This window comes from Planococcus halocryophilus, from assembly GCF_022489025.1.
GTDB classification, from domain to species: domain Bacteria; phylum Bacillota; class Bacilli; order Bacillales_A; family Planococcaceae; genus Planococcus; species Planococcus halocryophilus_A.
The window spans coordinates 21,166-40,474 of record NZ_JAKVTG010000021.1; the positions used below are offsets into that span (position 1 = coordinate 21,166).

20 protein-coding genes, 1 pseudogene and 2 other annotated features (1 of these 23 cut by a window edge) are annotated in these 19,309 nt (G+C 36.2%); of the genes and pseudogenes, 13 read left to right on the forward strand and 8 right to left on the reverse strand.

What is annotated here, in order from left to right; genetic code table 11:
- Window positions 1-164, forward strand: a binding site (T-box leader) (it extends 83 nt beyond the left edge of the window).
- A 49-nt stretch (window positions 165-213) separates the two neighbouring features.
- Entirely contained in the window at window positions 214-1,212 is a 999-nt protein-coding gene (locus tag MLE13_RS16610) for a tryptophan--tRNA ligase (RefSeq protein WP_240750875.1), read from the forward strand.
- 339 nt (window positions 1,213-1,551) lie between these two features.
- On the opposite strand, the gene MLE13_RS16615 is transcribed toward MLE13_RS16610, so the two are convergent.
- Both MLE13_RS16615 and MLE13_RS16620 read right to left on the reverse strand, forming a co-directional pair.
- Entirely contained in the window at window positions 1,552-2,628 is a 1,077-nt protein-coding gene (locus MLE13_RS16615; RefSeq protein WP_240750876.1) for a hypothetical protein, read from the reverse strand.
- Entirely contained in the window at window positions 2,609-3,133 is a 525-nt protein-coding gene (locus MLE13_RS16620) for an RNA polymerase sigma factor (protein WP_240750877.1), read from the reverse strand. Before MLE13_RS16620 ends, MLE13_RS16615 begins: the two co-directional genes overlap by 20 nt.
- A gap of 348 nt (window positions 3,134-3,481) precedes the next feature.
- On the opposite strand from MLE13_RS16620, the gene MLE13_RS16625 reads away from it, so the two are divergent.
- The 4 genes from MLE13_RS16625 to MLE13_RS16640 all read left to right on the forward strand — a co-directional run bounded on the left by MLE13_RS16625 (window position 3,482) and on the right by MLE13_RS16640 (window position 5,917).
- Window positions 3,482-3,958, forward strand: a complete 477-nt coding sequence (locus tag MLE13_RS16625; protein ID WP_240750879.1) for a DUF4306 domain-containing protein — start codon at window positions 3,482-3,484, stop codon at window positions 3,956-3,958.
- 305 nt (window positions 3,959-4,263) lie between these two features.
- The gene (locus MLE13_RS16630; protein WP_240750881.1) at window positions 4,264-4,776 is read left to right on the forward strand and encodes a GNAT family N-acetyltransferase; all 513 of its coding nucleotides are present in this window, start codon (window positions 4,264-4,266) and stop codon (window positions 4,774-4,776) included.
- A 193-nt stretch (window positions 4,777-4,969) separates the two neighbouring features.
- Window positions 4,970-5,344, forward strand: coding sequence for a hypothetical protein (locus MLE13_RS16635; RefSeq protein ID WP_240750882.1), 375 nt, complete (start codon window positions 4,970-4,972; stop codon window positions 5,342-5,344).
- A 129-nt stretch (window positions 5,345-5,473) separates the two neighbouring features.
- Window positions 5,474-5,917, forward strand: a complete 444-nt coding sequence (locus tag MLE13_RS16640) for an ASCH domain-containing protein (RefSeq protein WP_240750883.1) — start codon at window positions 5,474-5,476, stop codon at window positions 5,915-5,917.
- 126 nt (window positions 5,918-6,043) lie between these two features.
- Here the strand turns inward: MLE13_RS16640 and MLE13_RS16645 are convergent, their stop codons facing one another.
- On the reverse strand, window positions 6,044-6,763 hold the full coding sequence (locus MLE13_RS16645; RefSeq protein WP_240750884.1) for a cytochrome c biogenesis CcdA family protein: 720 nt from the start codon (window positions 6,761-6,763) through the stop codon (window positions 6,044-6,046).
- 96 nt (window positions 6,764-6,859) lie between these two features.
- On the opposite strand from MLE13_RS16645, the gene resA reads away from it, so the two are divergent.
- The 4 genes from resA (at window position 6,860) to MLE13_RS16665 (ending at window position 9,807) form a co-directional block, all read left to right on the forward strand.
- A complete protein-coding gene (resA, locus tag MLE13_RS16650; protein WP_240750885.1) occupies window positions 6,860-7,381 on the forward strand; it encodes a thiol-disulfide oxidoreductase ResA in 522 nt (173 codons plus the stop codon).
- A 408-nt stretch (window positions 7,382-7,789) separates the two neighbouring features.
- Window positions 7,790-7,957 carry a hypothetical protein gene (locus tag MLE13_RS16655; protein WP_240750887.1) on the forward strand — a complete coding sequence of 56 codons (168 nt, stop codon included), beginning with the start codon at window positions 7,790-7,792 and terminating at the stop codon, window positions 7,955-7,957.
- Window positions 7,958-8,387: 430 nt separating this feature from the next.
- On the forward strand, window positions 8,388-9,278 hold the full coding sequence (locus MLE13_RS16660; protein ID WP_240750889.1) for a hypothetical protein: 891 nt from the start codon (window positions 8,388-8,390) through the stop codon (window positions 9,276-9,278).
- 34 nt (window positions 9,279-9,312) lie between these two features.
- Window positions 9,313-9,807, forward strand: a complete 495-nt coding sequence (locus MLE13_RS16665; protein ID WP_240750890.1) for a WapI family immunity protein — start codon at window positions 9,313-9,315, stop codon at window positions 9,805-9,807.
- 1,365 nt (window positions 9,808-11,172) lie between these two features.
- On the opposite strand, the gene MLE13_RS16670 is transcribed toward MLE13_RS16665, so the two are convergent.
- Together MLE13_RS16670 and MLE13_RS16675 are read right to left on the reverse strand one after the other, a co-directional pair.
- Window positions 11,173-11,793, reverse strand: a complete 621-nt coding sequence (locus MLE13_RS16670; RefSeq protein ID WP_240750891.1) for a hypothetical protein — start codon at window positions 11,791-11,793, stop codon at window positions 11,173-11,175.
- A gap of 97 nt (window positions 11,794-11,890) precedes the next feature.
- Window positions 11,891-12,706: a hypothetical protein gene (locus MLE13_RS16675; protein ID WP_240750892.1), complete on the reverse strand. Its 816-nt coding sequence runs from the start codon at window positions 12,704-12,706 to the stop codon at window positions 11,891-11,893.
- Window positions 12,707-13,072: 366 nt separating this feature from the next.
- Window positions 13,073-13,330, forward strand: a binding site (T-box leader).
- 59 nt (window positions 13,331-13,389) lie between these two features.
- Here MLE13_RS16675 and MLE13_RS16680 point away from each other — a divergent pair.
- From MLE13_RS16680 to MLE13_RS16695, 4 genes and pseudogenes are all read left to right on the forward strand, one after another.
- Complete coding sequence (locus tag MLE13_RS16680; RefSeq protein ID WP_240750893.1) at window positions 13,390-14,613, forward strand: MFS transporter; 1,224 nt, start codon at window positions 13,390-13,392, stop codon at window positions 14,611-14,613.
- A 218-nt stretch (window positions 14,614-14,831) separates the two neighbouring features.
- Window positions 14,832-15,356: a hypothetical protein gene (locus MLE13_RS16685; protein WP_240750902.1), complete on the forward strand. Its 525-nt coding sequence runs from the start codon at window positions 14,832-14,834 to the stop codon at window positions 15,354-15,356.
- 191 nt (window positions 15,357-15,547) lie between these two features.
- A complete protein-coding gene (locus tag MLE13_RS16690; RefSeq protein WP_240750895.1) occupies window positions 15,548-15,925 on the forward strand; it encodes a hypothetical protein in 378 nt (125 codons plus the stop codon).
- A gap of 200 nt (window positions 15,926-16,125) precedes the next feature.
- Window positions 16,126-16,567 (forward strand): annotated as a pseudogene (locus tag MLE13_RS16695) (DUF3916 domain-containing protein).
- A gap of 454 nt (window positions 16,568-17,021) precedes the next feature.
- On the opposite strand, the gene MLE13_RS16700 reads toward MLE13_RS16695, so the two are convergent.
- The 3 genes from MLE13_RS16700 to MLE13_RS16710 all read right to left on the reverse strand — a co-directional run bounded on the left by MLE13_RS16700 (window position 17,022) and on the right by MLE13_RS16710 (window position 19,157).
- Window positions 17,022-17,231 carry a hypothetical protein gene (locus MLE13_RS16700; RefSeq protein ID WP_240750897.1) on the reverse strand — a complete coding sequence of 70 codons (210 nt, stop codon included), beginning with the start codon at window positions 17,229-17,231 and terminating at the stop codon, window positions 17,022-17,024.
- Window positions 17,232-17,742: 511 nt separating this feature from the next.
- Window positions 17,743-18,147, reverse strand: a complete 405-nt coding sequence (locus MLE13_RS16705) for a hypothetical protein (protein ID WP_240750899.1) — start codon at window positions 18,145-18,147, stop codon at window positions 17,743-17,745.
- A gap of 209 nt (window positions 18,148-18,356) precedes the next feature.
- The gene (locus tag MLE13_RS16710) at window positions 18,357-19,157 is read right to left on the reverse strand and encodes a GNAT family N-acetyltransferase (RefSeq protein WP_240750901.1); all 801 of its coding nucleotides are present in this window, start codon (window positions 19,155-19,157) and stop codon (window positions 18,357-18,359) included.
- Between the last annotated feature and the right edge of the window lie 152 nt (window positions 19,158-19,309).

Sequence of the window (19,309 nt, forward strand, 5' to 3'; positions counted from 1 at the left end):
TGAATGGGCTTCTGAGCTTCTAGACTGAAAGCAGAGTAGGTTTAGCGGAGAATCTCACCGTTAAAAGAGACGAAGTATTGATGCGGTCTAGCTGGATCAGTATGGATAAGTGCGTTTACTTTGTAAACGAATGAAGGTGGCACCACGGGTTACTCGTCCTTTTTTAGGACAAGTAGCCCTTTTTTGCGTTCAATTATATTTAGGAGGCTAATCATGAAGAAAACAATTTTAACCGGTATCAAACCTACCGGACAGGTTCACTTAGGAAATTATATGGGAGCGATAAAGCCGGCGTTAGGACTAGCCCAAGTCCAGGATTATCAAGCTGCTTATTTTGTAGCGGATTATCACGCATTGACAAAAACGCATGATGCGGAGGAATTTCGGCAATTATCTTATGGAATTGCAGCGACATGGTTGGCGTTAGGACTTGATCCAGAAAAGGCGATTTTTTATAGACAGTCCGATGTGCCGGAAATATTTGAATTGAACTGGGTGTTGAGCTGTTTCTCCCCGAAGGGTCTGATGAACAGGGCACATGCTTATAAATCGATGGTTGACAGCAATCAAGCTAGTGGAAAGGATGCAGACTTAGGTGTAAATATGGGGTTATTCAATTATCCGATCCTCATGGCTGCTGATATTCTCATGTTTAAAACGGATATCGTTCCGGTTGGAAAAGATCAAATCCAGCATGTAGAAATTGCTCGGGATATTGCGGAGCACTTCAACAATAATTATGGAGAGACATTCATTCTGCCCGAGTACCAGATTCAAGAAGACACCGCCGTCTTACCGGGCTTAGATGGCCGGAAAATGAGCAAAAGCTATCACAACACCATTCCTCTTTTTGCAGAATCCAAAAATCTGCAGAAATTGATTAACAAAATCAAGACGGATTCATTGCCGCCGGAAGCACCGAAAAATCCAGATGAGTCTATTCTATTTACTCTATACAAAGAGTTTGCTTCTCCGGACGAAATCGCTCAAATGAAATTGCAATACTTAAGCGGCATCGGCTGGGGAGAAGCGAAGAAGGAACTATTTAACGTTATGAATAATTTTTTGGAAGAACCACGGGAAAAATATAATGAATTGATGAGTTCTCCGGAAAGAATTGATGCAATTTTAAAAGAAGGTGCAGAGAAAGCAAGAGCTGTCAGTTCGCCGTTCCTGAAAGAAATTAAGAATAAAGTGGGGTTCTATGCATAAGTAGAGGGAAAGATTAATAGGATTTTGATTAAGTTAACATATGACACCTTACCGGAAGACGAGAAGTTTATGTATATGTGCCTGCCTTTTAACTAGAAAGATACTGGTCTTAGAACATTTTTAACAAATTTAAAGAAAAATAGAAAAAGAGACCGCATGCTAGCTTCACACTACAACTCTAGGTCTCTTTTGCTGGCAAACTTCTGATTTTGTTTTTGTTGCTATTTTTTAAATCTATTCAGTTTAAAGGTAGTTTAAAATGTCTTAGGGTCATCCATAATGTAACCTTTAATCAGACTGGTGTTGACTGTGTCAATAAGAAGGTGCAACAGTGGAAAATTACTTGGATGCCTTTGTCACTTCAAGAAGAATTGTTTTCTTTTCACTTAACAATTGAATCCGATATTGGTCTTCCTGAATGATCGAATTAATTTCATTTGTTGCCAGGTATGTCTGAATGGCAGCTTCCACTTCTGACAGTAATTGAGGTTCCGGCTTCTCGGGTAAGGCGGTTTTAATCTTTACTTGGGTCATACCATCTTTTACCTTATAGCTCACTCCTGTTGTACGATAAATAGCTTTTCCTGCTAAAGCATCGTGGATTTCGCTAGAAATAACGGCCCAACGGTCTTCCTGCCCTCGGTGAGCTACATTATAAGAGCGCAATTCGACTTTCTGAATATCCCACTGTTCCTTTTCGATGATGTCGATTAGAAGTTGCTTTATTTCTTCCGATTCTTCCACATGGTCCGGCATATCCACTTCCAAGGTGTTTGAAAACCACCCATCCTTAATGCCATAAGTGGCATGGGCAGCCAAATCGGTATAGCCATAGCTCAAGTAAATTTCGCTGAGAACCACCTCCACTTTATCCATCAATAGGCTTGTTTTTGAAGGTTGGTATTCCGATTCTTCAACCACTGTCATATCCAGCTGGTATTGATCAATGCCTTGTTCGTAAAGGAAATCGCGGATGAGAGGGGCGACGATTTGTTCCATCTCTGTAAGACTCACTTCTCCTTCAGTAAAAGCAAGATGAACAGTAAATGGTTCCGGTGTCGTGCTGACCGAAGAAACGGAATAGCCATTATCCATGGCAATCTGCAGAATCTCCTCGTGCAAACTGTCTGTTTTACTAGAATTAAGTGTTATTTCAAGCGGAATAATTCTTTCCATGAATGAAGCCATGGCAGGGGAATAAAATGGAGAAGTCCCAATCAACAGGAGTAAACCAACTGCTACCGCAAGCCACGTTCTGTTTCGACTTGGTTTTCTTTTTCGGTGGTGCTCTTGATTGGCTTCACTTTCGATGAGAATCCGATTTCGTAACTTTTCATGATGTACTGGTTTCATACGCAATTGACCGTCTAGGTTTTTAAGCAACCCTTTAATTTCCTTATCGTGTAATGGCGTCATAGTCAAAACCCCCTTTGATCAGTTCAGTTTTCAGTTCTTTTAACGCCCTTGCTAAGGTGCTTTTCACTTTGCTTTCGGACCAACCTAAAATTTCAGCTGTCTCTTTTGTTGAGAATTCCTTCAACATGCGTAAAGTCGTCACTTGACGATATGTAGGTTTTAAGTTCTGAAGGGAGCCAAAAAGAGCTTCCTGTTGTTCACTCATTTCCATCAGTTCTGAAGGAAGGGGAGAAGAGTCAGGCTCGGTTAATGTCAAACTAAAATAACGAATTAAGGGGTTTTTCTTTCGGAAATGATCTTTTGTAGCATTTTGCGCGATACGAAAGAGCCAGGTTCGACTGCTTGATTGGCGTTGGAATTGGTTGAAATGCCGGTAGGCTTTTACGAATGTTTCCTGAGTTAAATCTTCTGCCAATTGGTAGTCTCTCACCATCACGTAGATGTAGGTTAAGACAGCTTCTCCATGATCGTCATACCAATCGGCTAAGGTTTCGCTGGTTTTCAAGGGATGTCCTCTCCTTTCCTACTACTTAGACGCAATGTGAAAAAATCGGTCGCACTTATCGGGAATTTTTATAGGTTAAAGTTTCAAGCCAAGTCGCGAAGCTGTCAATTTAGCTAGATATCTTTGAAAAGGACTTATGAATTCCATAGATAAAAGCTAGTTTAGATTGTATAGTAAGGAGAAAATTGCTTCATTCAATTAGGTTAGAATGGAGTAGTCCACTGTTTCCTTGTTCTTCGTCTGCTAGTATACACCAAGAGGTTTGCCATGAATGATTATTTCTATATATGGAACTTTATTGCTATTATTACGTCGAATGGTAATTAAAAAAGAAAGGAAGTGTGTTCTATGTTGTTTCGGAATATGGTGTTGTTGGTAGGGGCATTTGTGACGTTTGTTTTCGCGACACTTGTTAGCTGGTACGAAGGGGGTCAGCTGCGCGATTACCCTTGGGAATGGGAACATACCGCGGTTTTCTCAAATTGGGTCAATGACGGGTTTACGAATGCAGAAAATTTGTTAGTCATTGATCATTTTATTTACGCTGCCAAATTTGAACCTCTTTTTCCATTGTTGATGGCCAGTTCATTCCTTTGGATGGTTTTTCAACTGATATTTTGGTTGTTCAAGGGGCGCAGAGCTGTTAGAAATACCTTATTGCTATTGATAACTATTGCTTCGTTTACAATGTGCGGCATCCTCTTTGATTCTCCGACAGCAGGTTTCAAATTGTTTTCGCTTTTCTTTGGATTGGTAGGGTTAATAACCCTTTTGGGTGTATTTCTTATCCAAGGTAGAAAAGATGGAGTAATCGCAACAGTTTAACCTATTCTACAACCATTGAACTTTCTATAGAGGCGATTTTTGTTGTAAATATGCAGGTTTTCATATGAAACTTTATCAGAAGCTACTTAAAGTGAAAAGGAGAGAAGAGGCTGTACATAGCGCATCTTTTCTCCTTTTTGTTTGCGAAAATGTACTTTTACGAACGGTTTTCTAAGGAAATCTGATAACAGCAATATAACGAAGTAGAATTTCAGAAAGTTCTATTTATAATCAAAAATAATGGATATAATTGGTATGATGAAAGAAATCAATAAATCTACTACTTGAAAAGGATTGGACAACTTATGGAGATATCTTTAAATCTATTACAAGAAGTCGATGCAGAAGCGTTATTTAAGTTTGAGTCTGAAAATCGATGGTTTTTTGAAAAAATGGTTCCAAGTCGCGGTGACGATTACTATTCTTTCGAAACATTTTTAAGAAGACATCAAGAATTGCTGAAGGAACAAAAGAAGGGTCTTTCTTATTTTTATCTGATCACTAATGATGCTGGAGAAATTGTAGGAAGAATCAACTTGGTTGATAAAAAAGATAACATAGCAGACATAGGATTTAGAGTAGGCGCAATATACGCGGGAAAGGGAATCGGAAATCAGGCATTAAATCTACTATTGAACACTGATTTAAGTGTGAAACAAATACGTGGGAAAACGACGACTGTTAACCATGCATCGCAAAAGGTGTTAGAAAGAAATGGGTTTAAGCAAGTTCGAGTAGGCGATGAAGAATTCGAAATGAACGGGGAAATAATGAAGTTTATACATTATTTGTGGGAAAATGAAACCCCTCGTTTGTAAAAGAGAATGAATCGATTTTATTGCTACTCTATTTATAAAAAAAATTAAGAAAGTCTGTCTTACGTTTCAATCAGATTCGAACCTGCTTATTAAAAGTTTGAGACCAATATGAGGTTAAGAAATTTGCCTAAGTGAATGTAACTTATGTGCAGTTAAGTTACATTCAAAATCATTTTATTAAGGGGGGAAAGAAATGAAAAAGGTTGCTTTATTAACGATTCTATTGCTTTATTTAGGCGGTTGCAGTAATGGTGGGATCTATGAATTCTCAGGGACTAGCGAAAATTGGGATGTTTTTTATGTGGTAGATGTTACGAACGATGATGAACAAAAAGTTACAGGATTTCTTGAGTATATTGGAGATGAACCAATTCCAGAAACAGTTGATTATGAAGTTAGAACCTTATTAACCAGAATGGGGAACACAGGAACAACATTAACAGACGGAAAAGCCGAAATTGGAAATGGTTGTGGAGGTTGCACAACTTTTCAAGAAGACGATGAGCTTGAAGTGGAAATTATGTGGGATAACCAGCAAGAAAGATTAATACTGACGACTAAAAAATAGCTGTTGTTAGGTTTCAAAAATTTTGCGATCTTTATCTGAATGTAACTTATTGTGAATTAAGTTACATTCGTTTACAGCGTTTTTAACGATATTGAATGACAAAATTATTTAGGGATCGAGGTTTTTTTGATGAACGAACAAACGTTGAAATTTTGGAATGATTACTGGACAAGCCAAGGCCAAATCCAAACAAAAGAAGTAGAAGCATTTCAATTCGGCGCTGATGCAGATTGGTTAGCTAGTTTAGTAGTCGAAGGGAAAAAAACAGCTACATGTTCAGCTCACGTATGGTATGAATTCGAGAAAGAACCGTTACCACACGTTGGTCAATATAACATTGTATTAAATTCAAAGGAGTTACCCGTTGCAATTATTAGAGTGACAGATGTATCGATTTTACCTATGAATGAAGTTCCAATTGACTTTGCCTTAGCAGAAGGTGAAGGCGATTACACCTATTGGTGGAATGCTCATGAAAAATTTTTTAAAAGCGAACTAAAAGTACATAATTTACCATACTCAGAAACCATGCTTCTAGTATGTGAACGGTTTGAAGTCATCCATAAATTATAGATTTATTGGAGTAATTGCTTGAGAATATCGGATTGTTTGAATGTAACTTAATCCTAATTAAGTTACATTCAAAACAGTAAAAGAACCATGCGGAAAGAATAAAAAATCCTTCCGCATGGTTCCTTTTTAAGTCAGCCAAGATTCAATTAAATACTGAAGATCAGCTGTCCAGATATTCAAATAATACATCTTGTCGAAATAAATCATGATGCCTAAAACCACGATTATAGCCCCGCCAAACTTCATCAATCCAGCCGAATATTTTAAGATCAATTTTGTTTTTCCAATAAAGAACGCCATGATTATAAAAGGAACACAAAATCCGATCGAATAAGCCGTCACTACAGCAATCGTTTGAGCTGGATTCACCAAGCTTCCATAAGTGATTATCGCCCCGAAAATTGGTCCGATGCAGGGGGTCCACCCAGCCGAAAAAATAAAACCGACTACGAATGAATTGAGATAAGTCGCTGATTTTTTCTTGTAGTTCAATCTTTTTTCTTTAAACATGAACTCAGGCTTGATGATGCCCATTAAAAATAATCCCATAAACACCAGAAAAATACCACCCAGCATTTGAATGAGCTTTTGGTTGGTCGTAAACAAACCGCCAATTGTGCTTAACGAAAATCCGAGAATGTAGTAGATGACAGAGAACCCTAAAGAAAAGAAAATCGAGTGAATCAGTACCTTTTTCCTAAAAGAAGCATCTTTGTTTTCTTTTAATTCATTTACGGAAACGCCGGTAATGTACGAAATAAAGGATGGATATAAGGGCAAGCAGCAGGGAGAAATAAAGGCTAAGAAACCGCCAGCTAACGCAATAAGTAAGGATACATTTTCCATTAGTAACACCTCTATGATATTCTAGCATAGAGAACTAACGGATATTCCCATAATTTCCAACTCATATTACGAAATTATGAACAAGGTGGGCAAAAAATGGATAAAAAGAAAAAGCGATTAATTTACCGAACGTCAATTTTAGGGGTTTTGGCAGTGATGGTGCTCTATGCCGTTTATCAAGGTGTAAATGATGAGCCTGAAACTGCATTAACAACCCTACAAGAGGAAGCTCCCAATTTCTCAGGGGAAACCTTAACAGGGGATCGATTTGTTTTAACAGATGAAAATCAAAAAAAGACTTTAATCAACTTCTGGGGAACTTGGTGTGAGCCATGTAAACGCGAAATGCCAGCTCTAGAAACGGCTTATTCTAATCACAAAGCCGACGGATTTAACGTAATCTCCATCAATTTGGGACAATCCAATTTTGTTACACAACAATTTGTGAAACAGTATAATCTGACTTTTCCAGTCTTAATCGATCAGGATGGATCGATTAAAGAAGCCTATCACGTAGGTAAATTGCCGGCTTCTTTTTTAGTAGATGAAGACGGGATAATTGAACAAGTTCACGAAGGAGAACTTTCAGAAGAGATGTTGGAGGAATGGATAAACTAAAGCATTCTATAAGTTCTCTGTAAAACAAGAAACCAAATTTTTTGAAGCTAAACTTCAGTTTCTCAGAAAGGGTGTAAGAGATGGACCGTTTTGATATGAGCTTTCAAAACAAAAAAGTTAGGGTTTGGTTTGCCTTTGTTTTACCTCTAACTTTACTTGTCGCGCTGCTATATATTTTTCTTCCACTCGAATTTCAATTCATTTCAACCCTCTTATTAATTGTTGGATTAAGCATTTACTATGCTTGGGTTGTAATTGATAAGAGAAAGCAAAAAATAAACAGACAAGGATAGCAATGAGAGTGAGTGTAACGTAATCCTAATTATGTTACGCTCAAAACGAATATAATTCTTCATATTGATCTTTTTATGAGGTCAAAATTAATGCGGATTTTTAAGGAGGGATCTAGTGACTGAGTTCCTATTAGCTCTACTTTTTACTTTTGTAATTTTGTTAGTGATTTTTTATGTTGCCTATAAACTTCTCTTGCCTGAGAAGAAAATAATTAATACAAAGAATCTGGCGATTATATTTGCGCAAGCTGTTGTAATAGCCTTGCTTTTATCAGTGATTTGAAAATGAACGAACCTATTTAAATGTAAGAAAACCATCTGGAATTTGGGTGGTTTTTTTGAATATAGCTTAATACTAAGTAAGTTGCATTCAGCAAGTGATTAAGAGGGGAAACGATACATTTAAAAGGCTATGTTATTGGGATTTAAGATCGTTTTTATGAGTTGATAAAAGTTTACATATGAAAATTTATCGGAAGCTACTTATAGTGAAAAGGAGAGAAGAGGTTGTACGTAGCGCATCTTTTCTCTTTTTTGTTTGCGAAAGTGTACTTTTACGAACGGATACTTTAGAAAGTTTATGAATTTCACTTGGACTATTCCTTGTCATTTCGAGAGTTAATATTATTTACAAATAGCACCATTTTTTCTCAAGTGTATAATACAATAGAAAAAAGAAAAAGTGAAATAATTATTATACAAAGGGGGATTCAATGAAGAAACCGATTAAAATTTTCTTTCTCATTACGGCTCTTATTTTTATCTTCATTTTCCTATTGCTACTAGGTGGAAGTTTCTTTTTACATAAGTTTTTAGAAGAAACACTTGATACAAACTTCACATATACTGAATCTGTGAGGGCATTGCTAACTCAAAATGCGAATGGAGAAAGTGAAAAGGAATTAAAAGAATCTTCCATGCGTGAAGACTATCGACACATTTCCATCTATTACGAAAACAATTTCTCTCCCCTTTTGCCAATTACCAAAGAAACACTGGACTTGGCCATTTCAAAAAATGAAAAACTCTTCGGTGAAACCATTTTGGAACCGATAGATTTGCTGGTCTTTGAGGATCTGAAGGAGTTGAGAGGATTCTCTGAACTTAATGATGTAGATGGATTTTATTCTGATTTCCACAAAGTGTTGGCTTTTCACAACTCTGAGAAGGACTTGATACTAGCAGAGGACAAATATGCCTTATACGCTTTTCAAAAAATGGTGTTGCATGAATACACACATTACGTATTTGATCGGAAAGTGAAAAATTCAGCTGATTATCCCATGTGGTTTATAGAAGGGGCAGCTGAATACGTAGGAAGTGACCCTAAAGAAGTCCACTTCCCATATTTTGAGAAGATTTCATTTGAGCAACTAAAAAGTACCAAACAATGGCAGGAAGCTCGGAAAAACCTTATGGGTGATCCATATTTGCAAAGCTATTATGCTTTCGAGTTTCTAACAATGGAATATGGGGAAGAAGTGATTAAAAAAATTATCGAGTCAGTGGATGAAACTCGAAATTTTGAAGATAGTTTCACTGAAATCACCGGGTTAATAGTTCTTGAATTAGAAAGTATGTTTCTAAGTTCTTATAAAGACTGAAACATTTCATCGCTTTAGAAAAAGAGGGTGTCACATGAAACAGCTAGATATATTAGGGTCAGAAACCAAAATTGAAATTAAAATATTGGGAAGGCTTTATCCAGAATCAATTGGTTCATGGGAAGGCGACTGGGTTAAGGGGGACATAAGAGTTGAAATCCCGGGATATTCCGCTAATTTTCTTGCGGATTTAAGAGCTGAAGAATTCAAAGAATTTCGTGATCAATTAGCTGCCATGAATCAAGAGTTAGAAGGAACAGCCTCCTTGATTTCAATAGAGAATGCTATCAAAGCAAAAGCCGTGATGGATTCTTGTGGAGGGATTTATTGGGAAGTGAGCACTCGGTATCCAATTAGCACCGGAGCTGTTCTCACTTTTGACTTTGGTTCGGATCAAAGCTATTTAAATCAATTAATTAAGGAATTAGATGAAGTACTGTCAGAATTCCCTGTGCTTCAACACCACAATGACTTAAAAAGCCACGTAACTGATTTTTTTAGAAAAATGCGCAGTTCTAAAAGAAAATAAAGGCGCTCTATATGTGACACTTAAAGATATTTATTCTGACTCGAATGTAACTTATTCTGAATTAAGTTACATTCAGATTTAAGGAAAATAAATAGAAAATGGTAAATAAGAATGGTCATAGATGTTGGTACAAAAGTCTTTGGAAGATTTTGAAGTAAATTCTTGGGAGAATAAAGTATAGATTTGAACAACTTATCTCAAAGTCTGAATCCCTTGTTCAACTGATTAAAAGTGATAATGAGTTAAAAACCTATTTGACTTCTAGAAGGAACCTGCAAAAAGTGTCACAAAATTCAAGAGCATGTCAAAAGTTATAAACAGGATGAAAGGTTACGTTTGAAAGCGGGTGATACAGTATGTTTAATTTGTCCTTAATTCTTATCATAGTTTTTGCCTTAACAGGATTTTGCTTAATTTTGTTTTGGAGTATAAAAGAAGAACCGGGAGACGGTCGGATTTGGTTGTACTTATCACCCTTGGGCTACTTTTTAGGTATGTTCTTTATCGTTATACCGTTTATTATTTTTGTATGCCGGGTCGATATATACAATGGCGTCTGAATAAAAATCATGATGGGCGCACTTGTTGTATTTTCTGCAGTGACGCTCTATGTCATCCTTATTGTTCAAAGCCTGATGCATTTCGTGAAAACAGAAGGAGAAAAAGAATAATAAGATAAAAAATTCTTTTATTCCCTTTTAACTTACAGTAGGCTAATTCTTGGATATTTGGTATTATTTGTTATATAAAAAAGAAGAGGTGAAGTGTTATGGAATTCATAATTGTTATTGGAATTTTTCTAAATCCGATTCTTGCAGTCATTTTTTGTTTGAATTTGATTTCAATTATTAAAAAAGGTAATCGAGATGAGAAAATAAGTACCCAAAAGAATACGATATGGGCAACGATCTCATTTGTTTATATTATTACTTCCTTAACCTGGAGTTTTGTATTCATTCCAATTTAAGAAAGTATCAACAAAATCCAGGAGCAAAAGTTCCGCAGTGCCCAGTTATACACCACCCCAAAGTCGGGGGTGGTTATGATCTCATCTGAAAAACAACCAACCCAAGTGATAATATAGACAAATTGGAAAGTGTGTTAAATCGAAGTATGTCTAGGGAAGAATTTAACCTATGGGCATACCGTTGGCTAGAGAACTTTGACAATATACTTCAATTGTCTTCGACTGAAGATGAAATACATAAAAATATCATCTTTCTTCTAGCAATTGATTTAGAAATAGAACCAAATATTTATATTCATACCGATGTAGAAATAGCAGAATGGATGAATATCGGCAGTCCTAAAAGAAAGTAAAAAAGAAAATACATGATTGATCGGACTCTCATAATCAGAAGCGACTTATTGGAGTTTTCTTGTTTTTCTATGAAGTATAGCCTCGGTTAAACCACTTAATGTTCCACCGACAGTTCTGTTTAACATGTACTCTGGATCGAAATAGTTGATGTACTCGTTTTCGAAACTTTGAAAGTCATCAGTTACATAGGCAAATATTCTAGTAGTATCGTAGGCTCTGAAACTGTCTATTGATAAAATTGAGTCGTCTATTCCTCCGAATATTAAACGGTCGAATTGCTTTTGTGCACTCCAATGCACTCGGAGACGTCTTGTTATATCTCCACTTATACCGATATATACTTGAGAGTATTCATCCAGTACCATGACGTAGTATCCAGGAGAACCTTTTAAAAGAGAAAGGTTGGTAAATTCTTTAAATACTTTGGTTTTATCAAGAAACCGCGTAAGCTCTTCGTTAAATTCCTGTTTAGACAATAAATTATAATACTCCATATTCAAGTCAAAGTTTTCAAAGCAGTCTTTAGTATGCAACTTCATATATGATTCAGGGTAAATTTCTCCTGTACCAAATGAGCTTTTATTGCTTGCTCTTATATAATTTTCTCTTGTTAGTTTTAATCCACCTGATTTCTCCATAAGATGTAAACCTAAATGGAATGGCATGAGTTAATTCTCCTCGTTTCATATATTTCATATACATTAATACCCTAATTTATGAGATGCCATATTAAAGAAATCAAAGTATTTTTGCTTCTGTTATTCACTTTGGCGTTTCTATCATGTCATAGGGTGGCATATCGCCTTTTTCGTCATACAGCGTCATACTTCCTCGATCTACTTGATAAGAAGTCATCCAAGTTCCATTCTCCATTGAGTTTTGCCAACTTTCCGTAAAAGTCACAAGATATAAATTCTCCTCCAATTGTTCGACAGCTGTTGTTCTTTCCACCTCGTACCCATCAACCTTACCTTCCCAAGTTCCTGCTTTATTCGGGAAATCATCAATTTTTGTCCCCTTATCGGTAGTGGCAAATTCGACCGCATCTTCTGCAGTAACTGAAGGAAGGGAGGGTGAAGTGAATTGAAAGAACCCTCCAAGTAATACGAAGGCAAGAAACGGAGCGATGAAAAGTGCTTTGCTTCCTTTGTCTTGCAACCACCTTTTCTGTAGCCATTTATCAAAAATGCCATAAAGGACAGCAATCAATATTCCAGCAATGATGAAGGATTTGAATGGGAACACTAACCCGATTGCTGAGCCACATACCCCGAGAATTAGCACATATAACCAGTCCGCCCGTTCAAACCATTCCCGTTGAAAAAACTCGACTATAAAGGATGCAAAGAGACCATAAATCAAGACAAAGAATCCGATGTAGAAAAAGTAAGTCAATGTCATACTGTAAAAATGAGTTCCCAAGTGATAAATAATTTCTTCGTCTGTATTGATATTCCAACAGACCCAGGCCATGGCAACAATAAATGTGGCAAGGAACGCGGCCTTCAGTTTTCGCTCAATGAGTTTCCCGAAACTTTCTGTCATCATTATCCCCTTCGTATTCTTATCTTTTTTCATTAGTTCTCTTTCCGGTTGTATTGAAAGATTCCTTACTAACTAAATAATTAAATCTCTTTCATAAGTACTTTATTAAACGAAGTTATGGTTAATAAGTTTCATTTATGATAATTAAAGCGATTGGGATTCACCCCGAAATGACAGATGAAAATGCGACCTGCACGATTGTTGGTGAAAAATAAAGAAGGAGTGGAATACTATCTGACAGTATAGTTTATAACTTTTGAAGTATTTTATGGTCTATCTGAAATTGCTGGGGTGAAGTTCGTTCATATTTAACTACCCACTAAGTGATAGGATTACTTGTCAAAAAAATGTCATTTACTAGATTTGTTAAGTTGTGGTAATGTTACGGGAATTAAAAAAATAAAAGCGTTGAAGAGAACAGTAGATAACCAAACACTTTTTCTAGAGAGCTCCGGTTGGTGGAAAGGAGTAGGAGTATGTTATCGAAACAAGCCTCTGAGCATCACAACGGAACCTGATCTTGGGGATGTTGGGACGGGAGCTCCCGTTACAGAGCTAAGGTATTCGTCTTTATTACGGCTGTACCAAATAAGGTTCTTACGGTGACGTAAGAACAAACAGGGGTGGCACCACGATTTTAGTAATCTCGTCCCCAAGACAACTGTCTTGGGGGTGGGATTTTTTATTTAGCTAAAATGCAGTGGGGAGAGGTTACCATGAAAAGCTGGAAGTATTCTTTATTACTGTTAGGTGGTATCGGTATTTCGAATATAGGCAGCTGGGTTTATCTGATTGCCTTGAATTTAATTATCCTGAATGAAACAGGTTCTCCTTTGGCAATCTCTTTGCTATACATTTTAGGACCGATCGCGACTATTTGTTCTAACTCATGGGCAGGGAGCCTGATTGATCGCATTAATACAAAGAAATTTATGATTGGGTTAGATATTACACGCGCATTTTGTATTGCATTAATCCCTGTGCTTCCTTCACTGTTCTATGTGTATATCATCGTATTTTTCATTAATATCGGAAGTGCCATGTTTGAACCCACGTCAATGGTGTACATGACAAAACTCATACCAGAGAAGGATCGTCAACGATTCAATGCGTTAAGAAGCTTTATCAATTCTTGCGGAACATTAATCGGCCCTGCCATAGCGGGTCTATTGTTTTGGATGGGCACACCTTATACGGCCATCTATATAAACTCAGTAGCTTTGATGTTGTCAGCTTTTATCATTCTGTTGTTGCCTAATCTGGATTCTCAAACAGTTTTATCCGAAACGGAAAAGCTTTCTTGGAAACTGATAAAAAATGACTTTAAAATGGTTTACAAGTTTAGTCAAACCCATACGTTTATGTTAAAAGTCTATTTATTGTTTGTTGGAATGACAATATTTATGACGGCCTTGGATTCATTAGAAGCTGCTTTTGCGAAAGAAGTTATTGGGATATCCGACACCAATTATGGGTTCTTGCTAAGTGTATTTGGAACAGGAATTATTTTGGGTTCAGTCATCAATACCATATTTTCCAAGCAATTAGCAGTCAACTTCCTAATAGGAAGCGGTTCTGTTTTTACCGCAATCGGTTATATCGCTCTTTACAGTTCGCAAGGTTTTACGAGTGCTGCCATTGGAACTTTTATGATTGGATTTGCCATTACGTTTGCCAATACCGGTTATTTGACGTTCTATCAGAACAACGTGCCGGTAAACATGATGGGAAGGTTTAGCAGTTTATTCAGTATGGTAGAAGCAATATTTATCATCATTCTAACTGTAATAATTGGTTTGGCAGCAGAATTGACTTCAATAAGACCTGTAGGCTTAATAGGTTCGTTTACTTTCTTGTTGCTAGGGATTATGGCATTTCAGACAGTTATGCCCCAAAAAAGAAAAGTATATTTTGAGGATAGATTGACCTCAAATAATTAGTACTTAGGGAAAAGATTAGGAAGTGAGTGTAACTTAAGTGTGGTTAAGTTACCTTTAGGTTAAGAAACAAAGCGTTACTAGATAACTAAAGTACAGGTTAGGGGGGAAGACTCGGAACAACCATTTTTTTATTCCGAGTCTCTCACGTATTCAATATTAGGTTTATATATCGTCAGTCATCAAAAGTAACTTAAAAAGAGGGTGATGTATTGGAAAAAATGAAAAGACCTATTGTCATCGCAATTGCTAGTATTTCAGGTGGCGGAAAAACAACTATTGTTGAAAAATTGAATGAAGAACTACCAAATTCTGAAGCGCTTTACTTTGATGAGTATGATTTGGAAGGCCCAGAAAATGTAATTGATTGGATGAATCGAGGAGCTAATTACAATGAATGGAGTCTTACTCCTATTGTAAAAGACTTAGAGAAATTAGTGACTAAACCTATCGATTACATTCTATTGGATTTTCCATTTTCCTACCAACATGCACAAACGCATTCTTTCATCAATTTTTCTTTCTTTATCGATACGCCATTGGATATTGCATTAGTACGTCGAACAATCCGAGATTTTCAAGACGGCTCTAAAGAAGATATTATTGAGGCTATGGCACATTATAACTCGCAAGGCAGACAGGCATATCTAGAGATGTTATCTACAATCAAGCCAGATGCTGACTTCATTATAGACGGATCCCAATCAGTAGCTAGGATTGTAAGTTTAATATTAGAAAAAGTATGAAAAACCTCTAGATTAAGATGGCAACTATTATCGGAAGAGAAAAAGCGAAAAGCAGCTTTTTCTCTTTTTTTGTGTCTGTGAAAGTTTACTTTTGCGAATGGTTTAATTTACAAAATTATCCAACTATTGTTTTTAGTTCTGAGTATATTTAATGTATGAGTATCAAATTCAATAAAAGGAGCGATTTTTAAATGAAGAAAATAATAGGGTTATCTATATTTATATTAATTACTTTGAGTGGCTGTGGGGATGGAGACAGATTCGTATTCTCAGGTGAAAGTGAAAATTGGCGAGTTGAATACGAAGCAATTATATATGACGAAACAAGTGAAGAAACCTTTGGTTCAATTATGTACAAAGGGGCCGAACCCTCTCCTAAAGAAATAAATTATATTATAAAGTCGGAATCAGATGAAAAATCGGGTAAAAATATTTCCTTGGAAGAAGGTAGTACAACTATTTCAAAAGGATCTTGTAGAGGCTGTGCAATAACTCAAGAAGATGAAGAAATGGAAGTAGAAATTACATGGAATGGTAAAAAAGAAAACTTAACTTTAAAAAACGAATGAAAATATTTTTTTATATTTATATGTTCAAAATAGATTTTAAATTTAAATACAATGTAACTTAATATGAAATAAGTTATATTCAGTTCTAATAAATTTGGTTCGTATGAATTCTAGCACATGACTATGCTTGATACGGAAAGTGGGGAGAAATTAAAGATGCGTGAGGAAAAAATCGAGGAATTAAACGGAAAGCGGAGGATATGGTCAACCGGATTGAAGAATACACGATGGTATTTCCAACAGAATTTTACAATGATTATTGGCATATGCGCTTACCGGTTGCACAAGGCTTTATCAGTTCAGATAAAACTCCTCGGAAGGTCCAACGGCTGTGCATTCAAAAGCTATTGGATCGTTCAGAACATCTGAAAGCATTGCAGCCACATGATGACGAGAAATATCGTGTAGTTGTCTTAATTGACTTGCCTGGTTTATGGAATTCACAAATCATCATCTTCAAAGGGGGAGGATTATTTTAACGAATTCTTTAACAGGGATAGTGACTATTACAAGTGGATTCCTCTTTCTGCTAACAGAAATATTCAAACTGAATGGGGGTTAGCCATTCCGGACGAGGTAGCCATCGAAGGTTATAAAGAAGTTAAAGATGATGAGGATGGTTATTATGAAAGTGAAATTTGATTTGTAGGGGAACTCAAATGGACTAAGGTCCATTTTTACTCAGAAAAATTTCTAATTCTAAATAATAAGGGTACTGAATGTAACTTAATAGTAATTAAGTTACATTCAGTTTCTTTTTTAGAGGGTCTTCAAGAAGTCGACGGAAACCAGCAGGTCTTGTTCATGGATTATTCGATATAACAACTAAAAAAAGACATGAAAAAATCCCTTATTTCCGATTAGGAGACAGGACGATGCCCGTTTCGAAATCGATCCAAAGATCCTCGTGGTTCATCAACAACGAGGATCGAGAGCCTGACACATAAAAGAAAAAATCAGATATGCCTTCATTCTACTTTTCTTGAAATCAAATGTCGAAACTCTTTAAAAGAGAATTAAGTGTCTTAAAGGAATTTAAAAAGTACAACAAAGCCGAGTATCACTTTAAAGTAATACTCGGTTGATTAAATTAATTTTATTTATCATTTGACGAGTGGATATTATCAATCGTAATAGAATGAGAAATTGTATTCCATACCCATATCTTAAAAAGTTCATTAACTTTCTTCTCAATTACCTCATTACTAAGATTTGATTCAATATTTAATTCTTCAAGTGTAAATGTCTTCTCAACCTTAGATTCAGGTCCATTTGTACCTACTGAAAAAGTAACTGTTTTATCCATATAAACTCTCCTATAAAAAATTTTCTGTTAATCAAATAGGGCTTCATCTTCTTCTTTTATGTCAGCTCTTGAGATTATGATACCACCACTATGTGATACGGCACCAGAACAACGGTACAAAGAGGCTAATACCTGCAAGTCTGGTGACGTTTCCTAAAAGACAAGCTCTGTACTGTCTGTAGCGCTCTGATACCACGGTTTTTGATTTCTAATTGTAAACGCTGAATTATATACAGGGTATGTATGATATATGGTGTTTTTAGTAGTCCAAGATACATCATACCAATTTTTTTATACTGAATATTAAAAGAAAAATTAGCATATGTGATAGGAGAATTAGGAGAGAAAACCCGTGGACATATGGAAGTAGTTTATTAAAAAAAAATTGAAAAAGAGTCAGTAACGAGAAGAGCTACTTTTAGCTTTAATCCAGCAAGTTCAGCGTGATCTGGACGATTTGAAAAAAACAGGAACTAAATGTAACTTGATGCTAATTGAGTTACATTCAAATTCAGTACTCTTCGCTTAAAAATTCCTCGATGGTTTCCTTAAATTCCTTTTTTATTTCTTTAAGGGATTTATCCACAAGTTCTCCTATAATTTTGCTCCTAAGTATGTTTTTCAAAACAGGCAAGCCAAAGGTGATTCGTTCGCATTTCCAAATCGTAATAACATGTAGATTTATCAGTTCCTTAGCTGAATCGATTTTATCTGTTATCCCGATATAAATTGTAGAGCAGTAACCTGGCTGGAAATGATTCGAACCATCAAACTTAACATAAAATTCAAGATTTCTATTTTCAAAAATGGATGTATTCTCCTTTACTAGAATATCCCGATATGTCCTTAAGGCAAATTCCATCTCTTGAATATTCGTCTGAAGCTCATTGGTAAAATCTTTTTGCTGATATTTCATAATAAAATCAATATCTTTTGAAACTATGATAAATCAGTTATTCTTTAAACGAGTTGTAAAACCCCTCGTTCTCCATGATTTTGTTCGTCAACAGAGCTGTTACTTCCATTTGCCAGTTTGATTAAGTTTATTCACCTTTTGATAAAGCGAATCACGTAATCGCAAATTGACCAAAAGACCAACGGCAAACACATAGCGTGCATGTCACTTTAGTTGATTGAAATCTTAGCAAGGTAAACTTCATCATAAGCGTTGTGTTGAATCATTAACGCTTTACGGCGAATACCTTCAGATTCATAGCCATGCTCATGTAAAAAAGTTAGAGCGGGTGAATTTGTTTCTAGTACAGTGACTTCAAGGCGATGTATGCCTTTCTCCGATGCCCAAGCCTCTGCTTTTTTCAGAAGTAAAGATCCGATTCCTTTGTGTTGAGACTCTTTTTTAACGCCAATTCGCAAAGTTGCACGATGGCTGGCTCGATGAGCTTTATATCCTTCAATCATTAAATAACCTACATGCTGTCCATTTAAAATAGCCAAAAGGATGAGTGAATGCCCACTTTGATTCCATTCAATGATTTGTTTTCTTGTTTTTTGTGTAGACAATAATCGTTCACCATGTCCGTATAGAAAGAAATCTGATTCGCCTTCAATTTTTTTCTGCAAGTTTGAAAGAGAACTTGCATCACCATGCGCGGCAGTTCGAATTAATAAGATGTTTTCATTAGCTTTAGCATTTCCTTTATCGTTCGTTGGTTCTATTCTATCGAAAACAACATAGCGTTTAGGCTCAACGTACTTAACGGCATATCCTGCAGCGGTCCAGGCTAGGTAATGCTTGGCTGGTGCTTTAGTTTTTTTCCACCAACTGTAGCTCAAATAAGCAGCATTCGGAAGACTTTGACCCATAATTTTTTCGATTTCTGTAAATTGTAAAGTAACGGTTGGATTTTTCGTTGCTGAAAAATAATTTGCTAAAGGGATATATTTCTTTTCAATTTTCATATTCATGCGGGTATTTCCTCCTTGCCGGTATTCCGGAATTCTTAGTGAAAATGAAACAGCACAGGCAACTTGAAACTTGTGCCCGTGCTGCTTAGATAAAATAGGGAAACACCCATCCAGTTTATTTAAATGCGACATTGTGTTGAACTTGATCTTGG

Bases quoted from the DNA above. Each gene is read 5' to 3' on its own strand.
- MLE13_RS16690 (WP_240750895.1), top strand. From the start codon at position 15,548: ATGAAGAAAATAATAGGGTTATCTATATTTATATTAATTACTTTGAGT.
- MLE13_RS16670 (WP_240750891.1), bottom strand. From the start codon at position 11,793: ATGCCATTCCATTTAGGTTTACATCTTATGGAGAAATCAGGTGGATTA.
- MLE13_RS16645 (WP_240750884.1), bottom strand. From the start codon at position 6,763: ATGGAAAATGTATCCTTACTTATTGCGTTAGCTGGCGGTTTCTTAGCC.
- MLE13_RS16700 (WP_240750897.1), bottom strand. From the start codon at position 17,231: ATGGATAAAACAGTTACTTTTTCAGTAGGTACAAATGGACCTGAATCT.
- MLE13_RS16640 (WP_240750883.1), top strand. From the start codon at position 5,474: ATGAACGAACAAACGTTGAAATTTTGGAATGATTACTGGACAAGCCAA.
- MLE13_RS16625 (WP_240750879.1), top strand. From the start codon at position 3,482: ATGTTGTTTCGGAATATGGTGTTGTTGGTAGGGGCATTTGTGACGTTT.
- MLE13_RS16675 (WP_240750892.1), bottom strand. From the start codon at position 12,706: ATGAAAAAAGATAAGAATACGAAGGGGATAATGATGACAGAAAGTTTC.
- MLE13_RS16610 (WP_240750875.1), top strand. From the start codon at position 214: ATGAAGAAAACAATTTTAACCGGTATCAAACCTACCGGACAGGTTCAC.
- MLE13_RS16615 (WP_240750876.1), bottom strand. From the start codon at position 2,628: ATGACGCCATTACACGATAAGGAAATTAAAGGGTTGCTTAAAAACCTA.
- MLE13_RS16680 (WP_240750893.1), top strand. From the start codon at position 13,390: ATGAAAAGCTGGAAGTATTCTTTATTACTGTTAGGTGGTATCGGTATT.
- MLE13_RS16685 (WP_240750902.1), top strand. From the start codon at position 14,832: ATGAAAAGACCTATTGTCATCGCAATTGCTAGTATTTCAGGTGGCGGA.
- MLE13_RS16630 (WP_240750881.1), top strand. From the start codon at position 4,264: ATGGAGATATCTTTAAATCTATTACAAGAAGTCGATGCAGAAGCGTTA.
- resA (WP_240750885.1), top strand. From the start codon at position 6,860: ATGGATAAAAAGAAAAAGCGATTAATTTACCGAACGTCAATTTTAGGG.
- MLE13_RS16705 (WP_240750899.1), bottom strand. From the start codon at position 18,147: ATGAAATATCAGCAAAAAGATTTTACCAATGAGCTTCAGACGAATATT.
- MLE13_RS16635 (WP_240750882.1), top strand. From the start codon at position 4,970: ATGAAAAAGGTTGCTTTATTAACGATTCTATTGCTTTATTTAGGCGGT.
- MLE13_RS16660 (WP_240750889.1), top strand. From the start codon at position 8,388: ATGAAGAAACCGATTAAAATTTTCTTTCTCATTACGGCTCTTATTTTT.
- MLE13_RS16665 (WP_240750890.1), top strand. From the start codon at position 9,313: ATGAAACAGCTAGATATATTAGGGTCAGAAACCAAAATTGAAATTAAA.
- MLE13_RS16710 (WP_240750901.1), bottom strand. From the start codon at position 19,157: ATGAATATGAAAATTGAAAAGAAATATATCCCTTTAGCAAATTATTTT.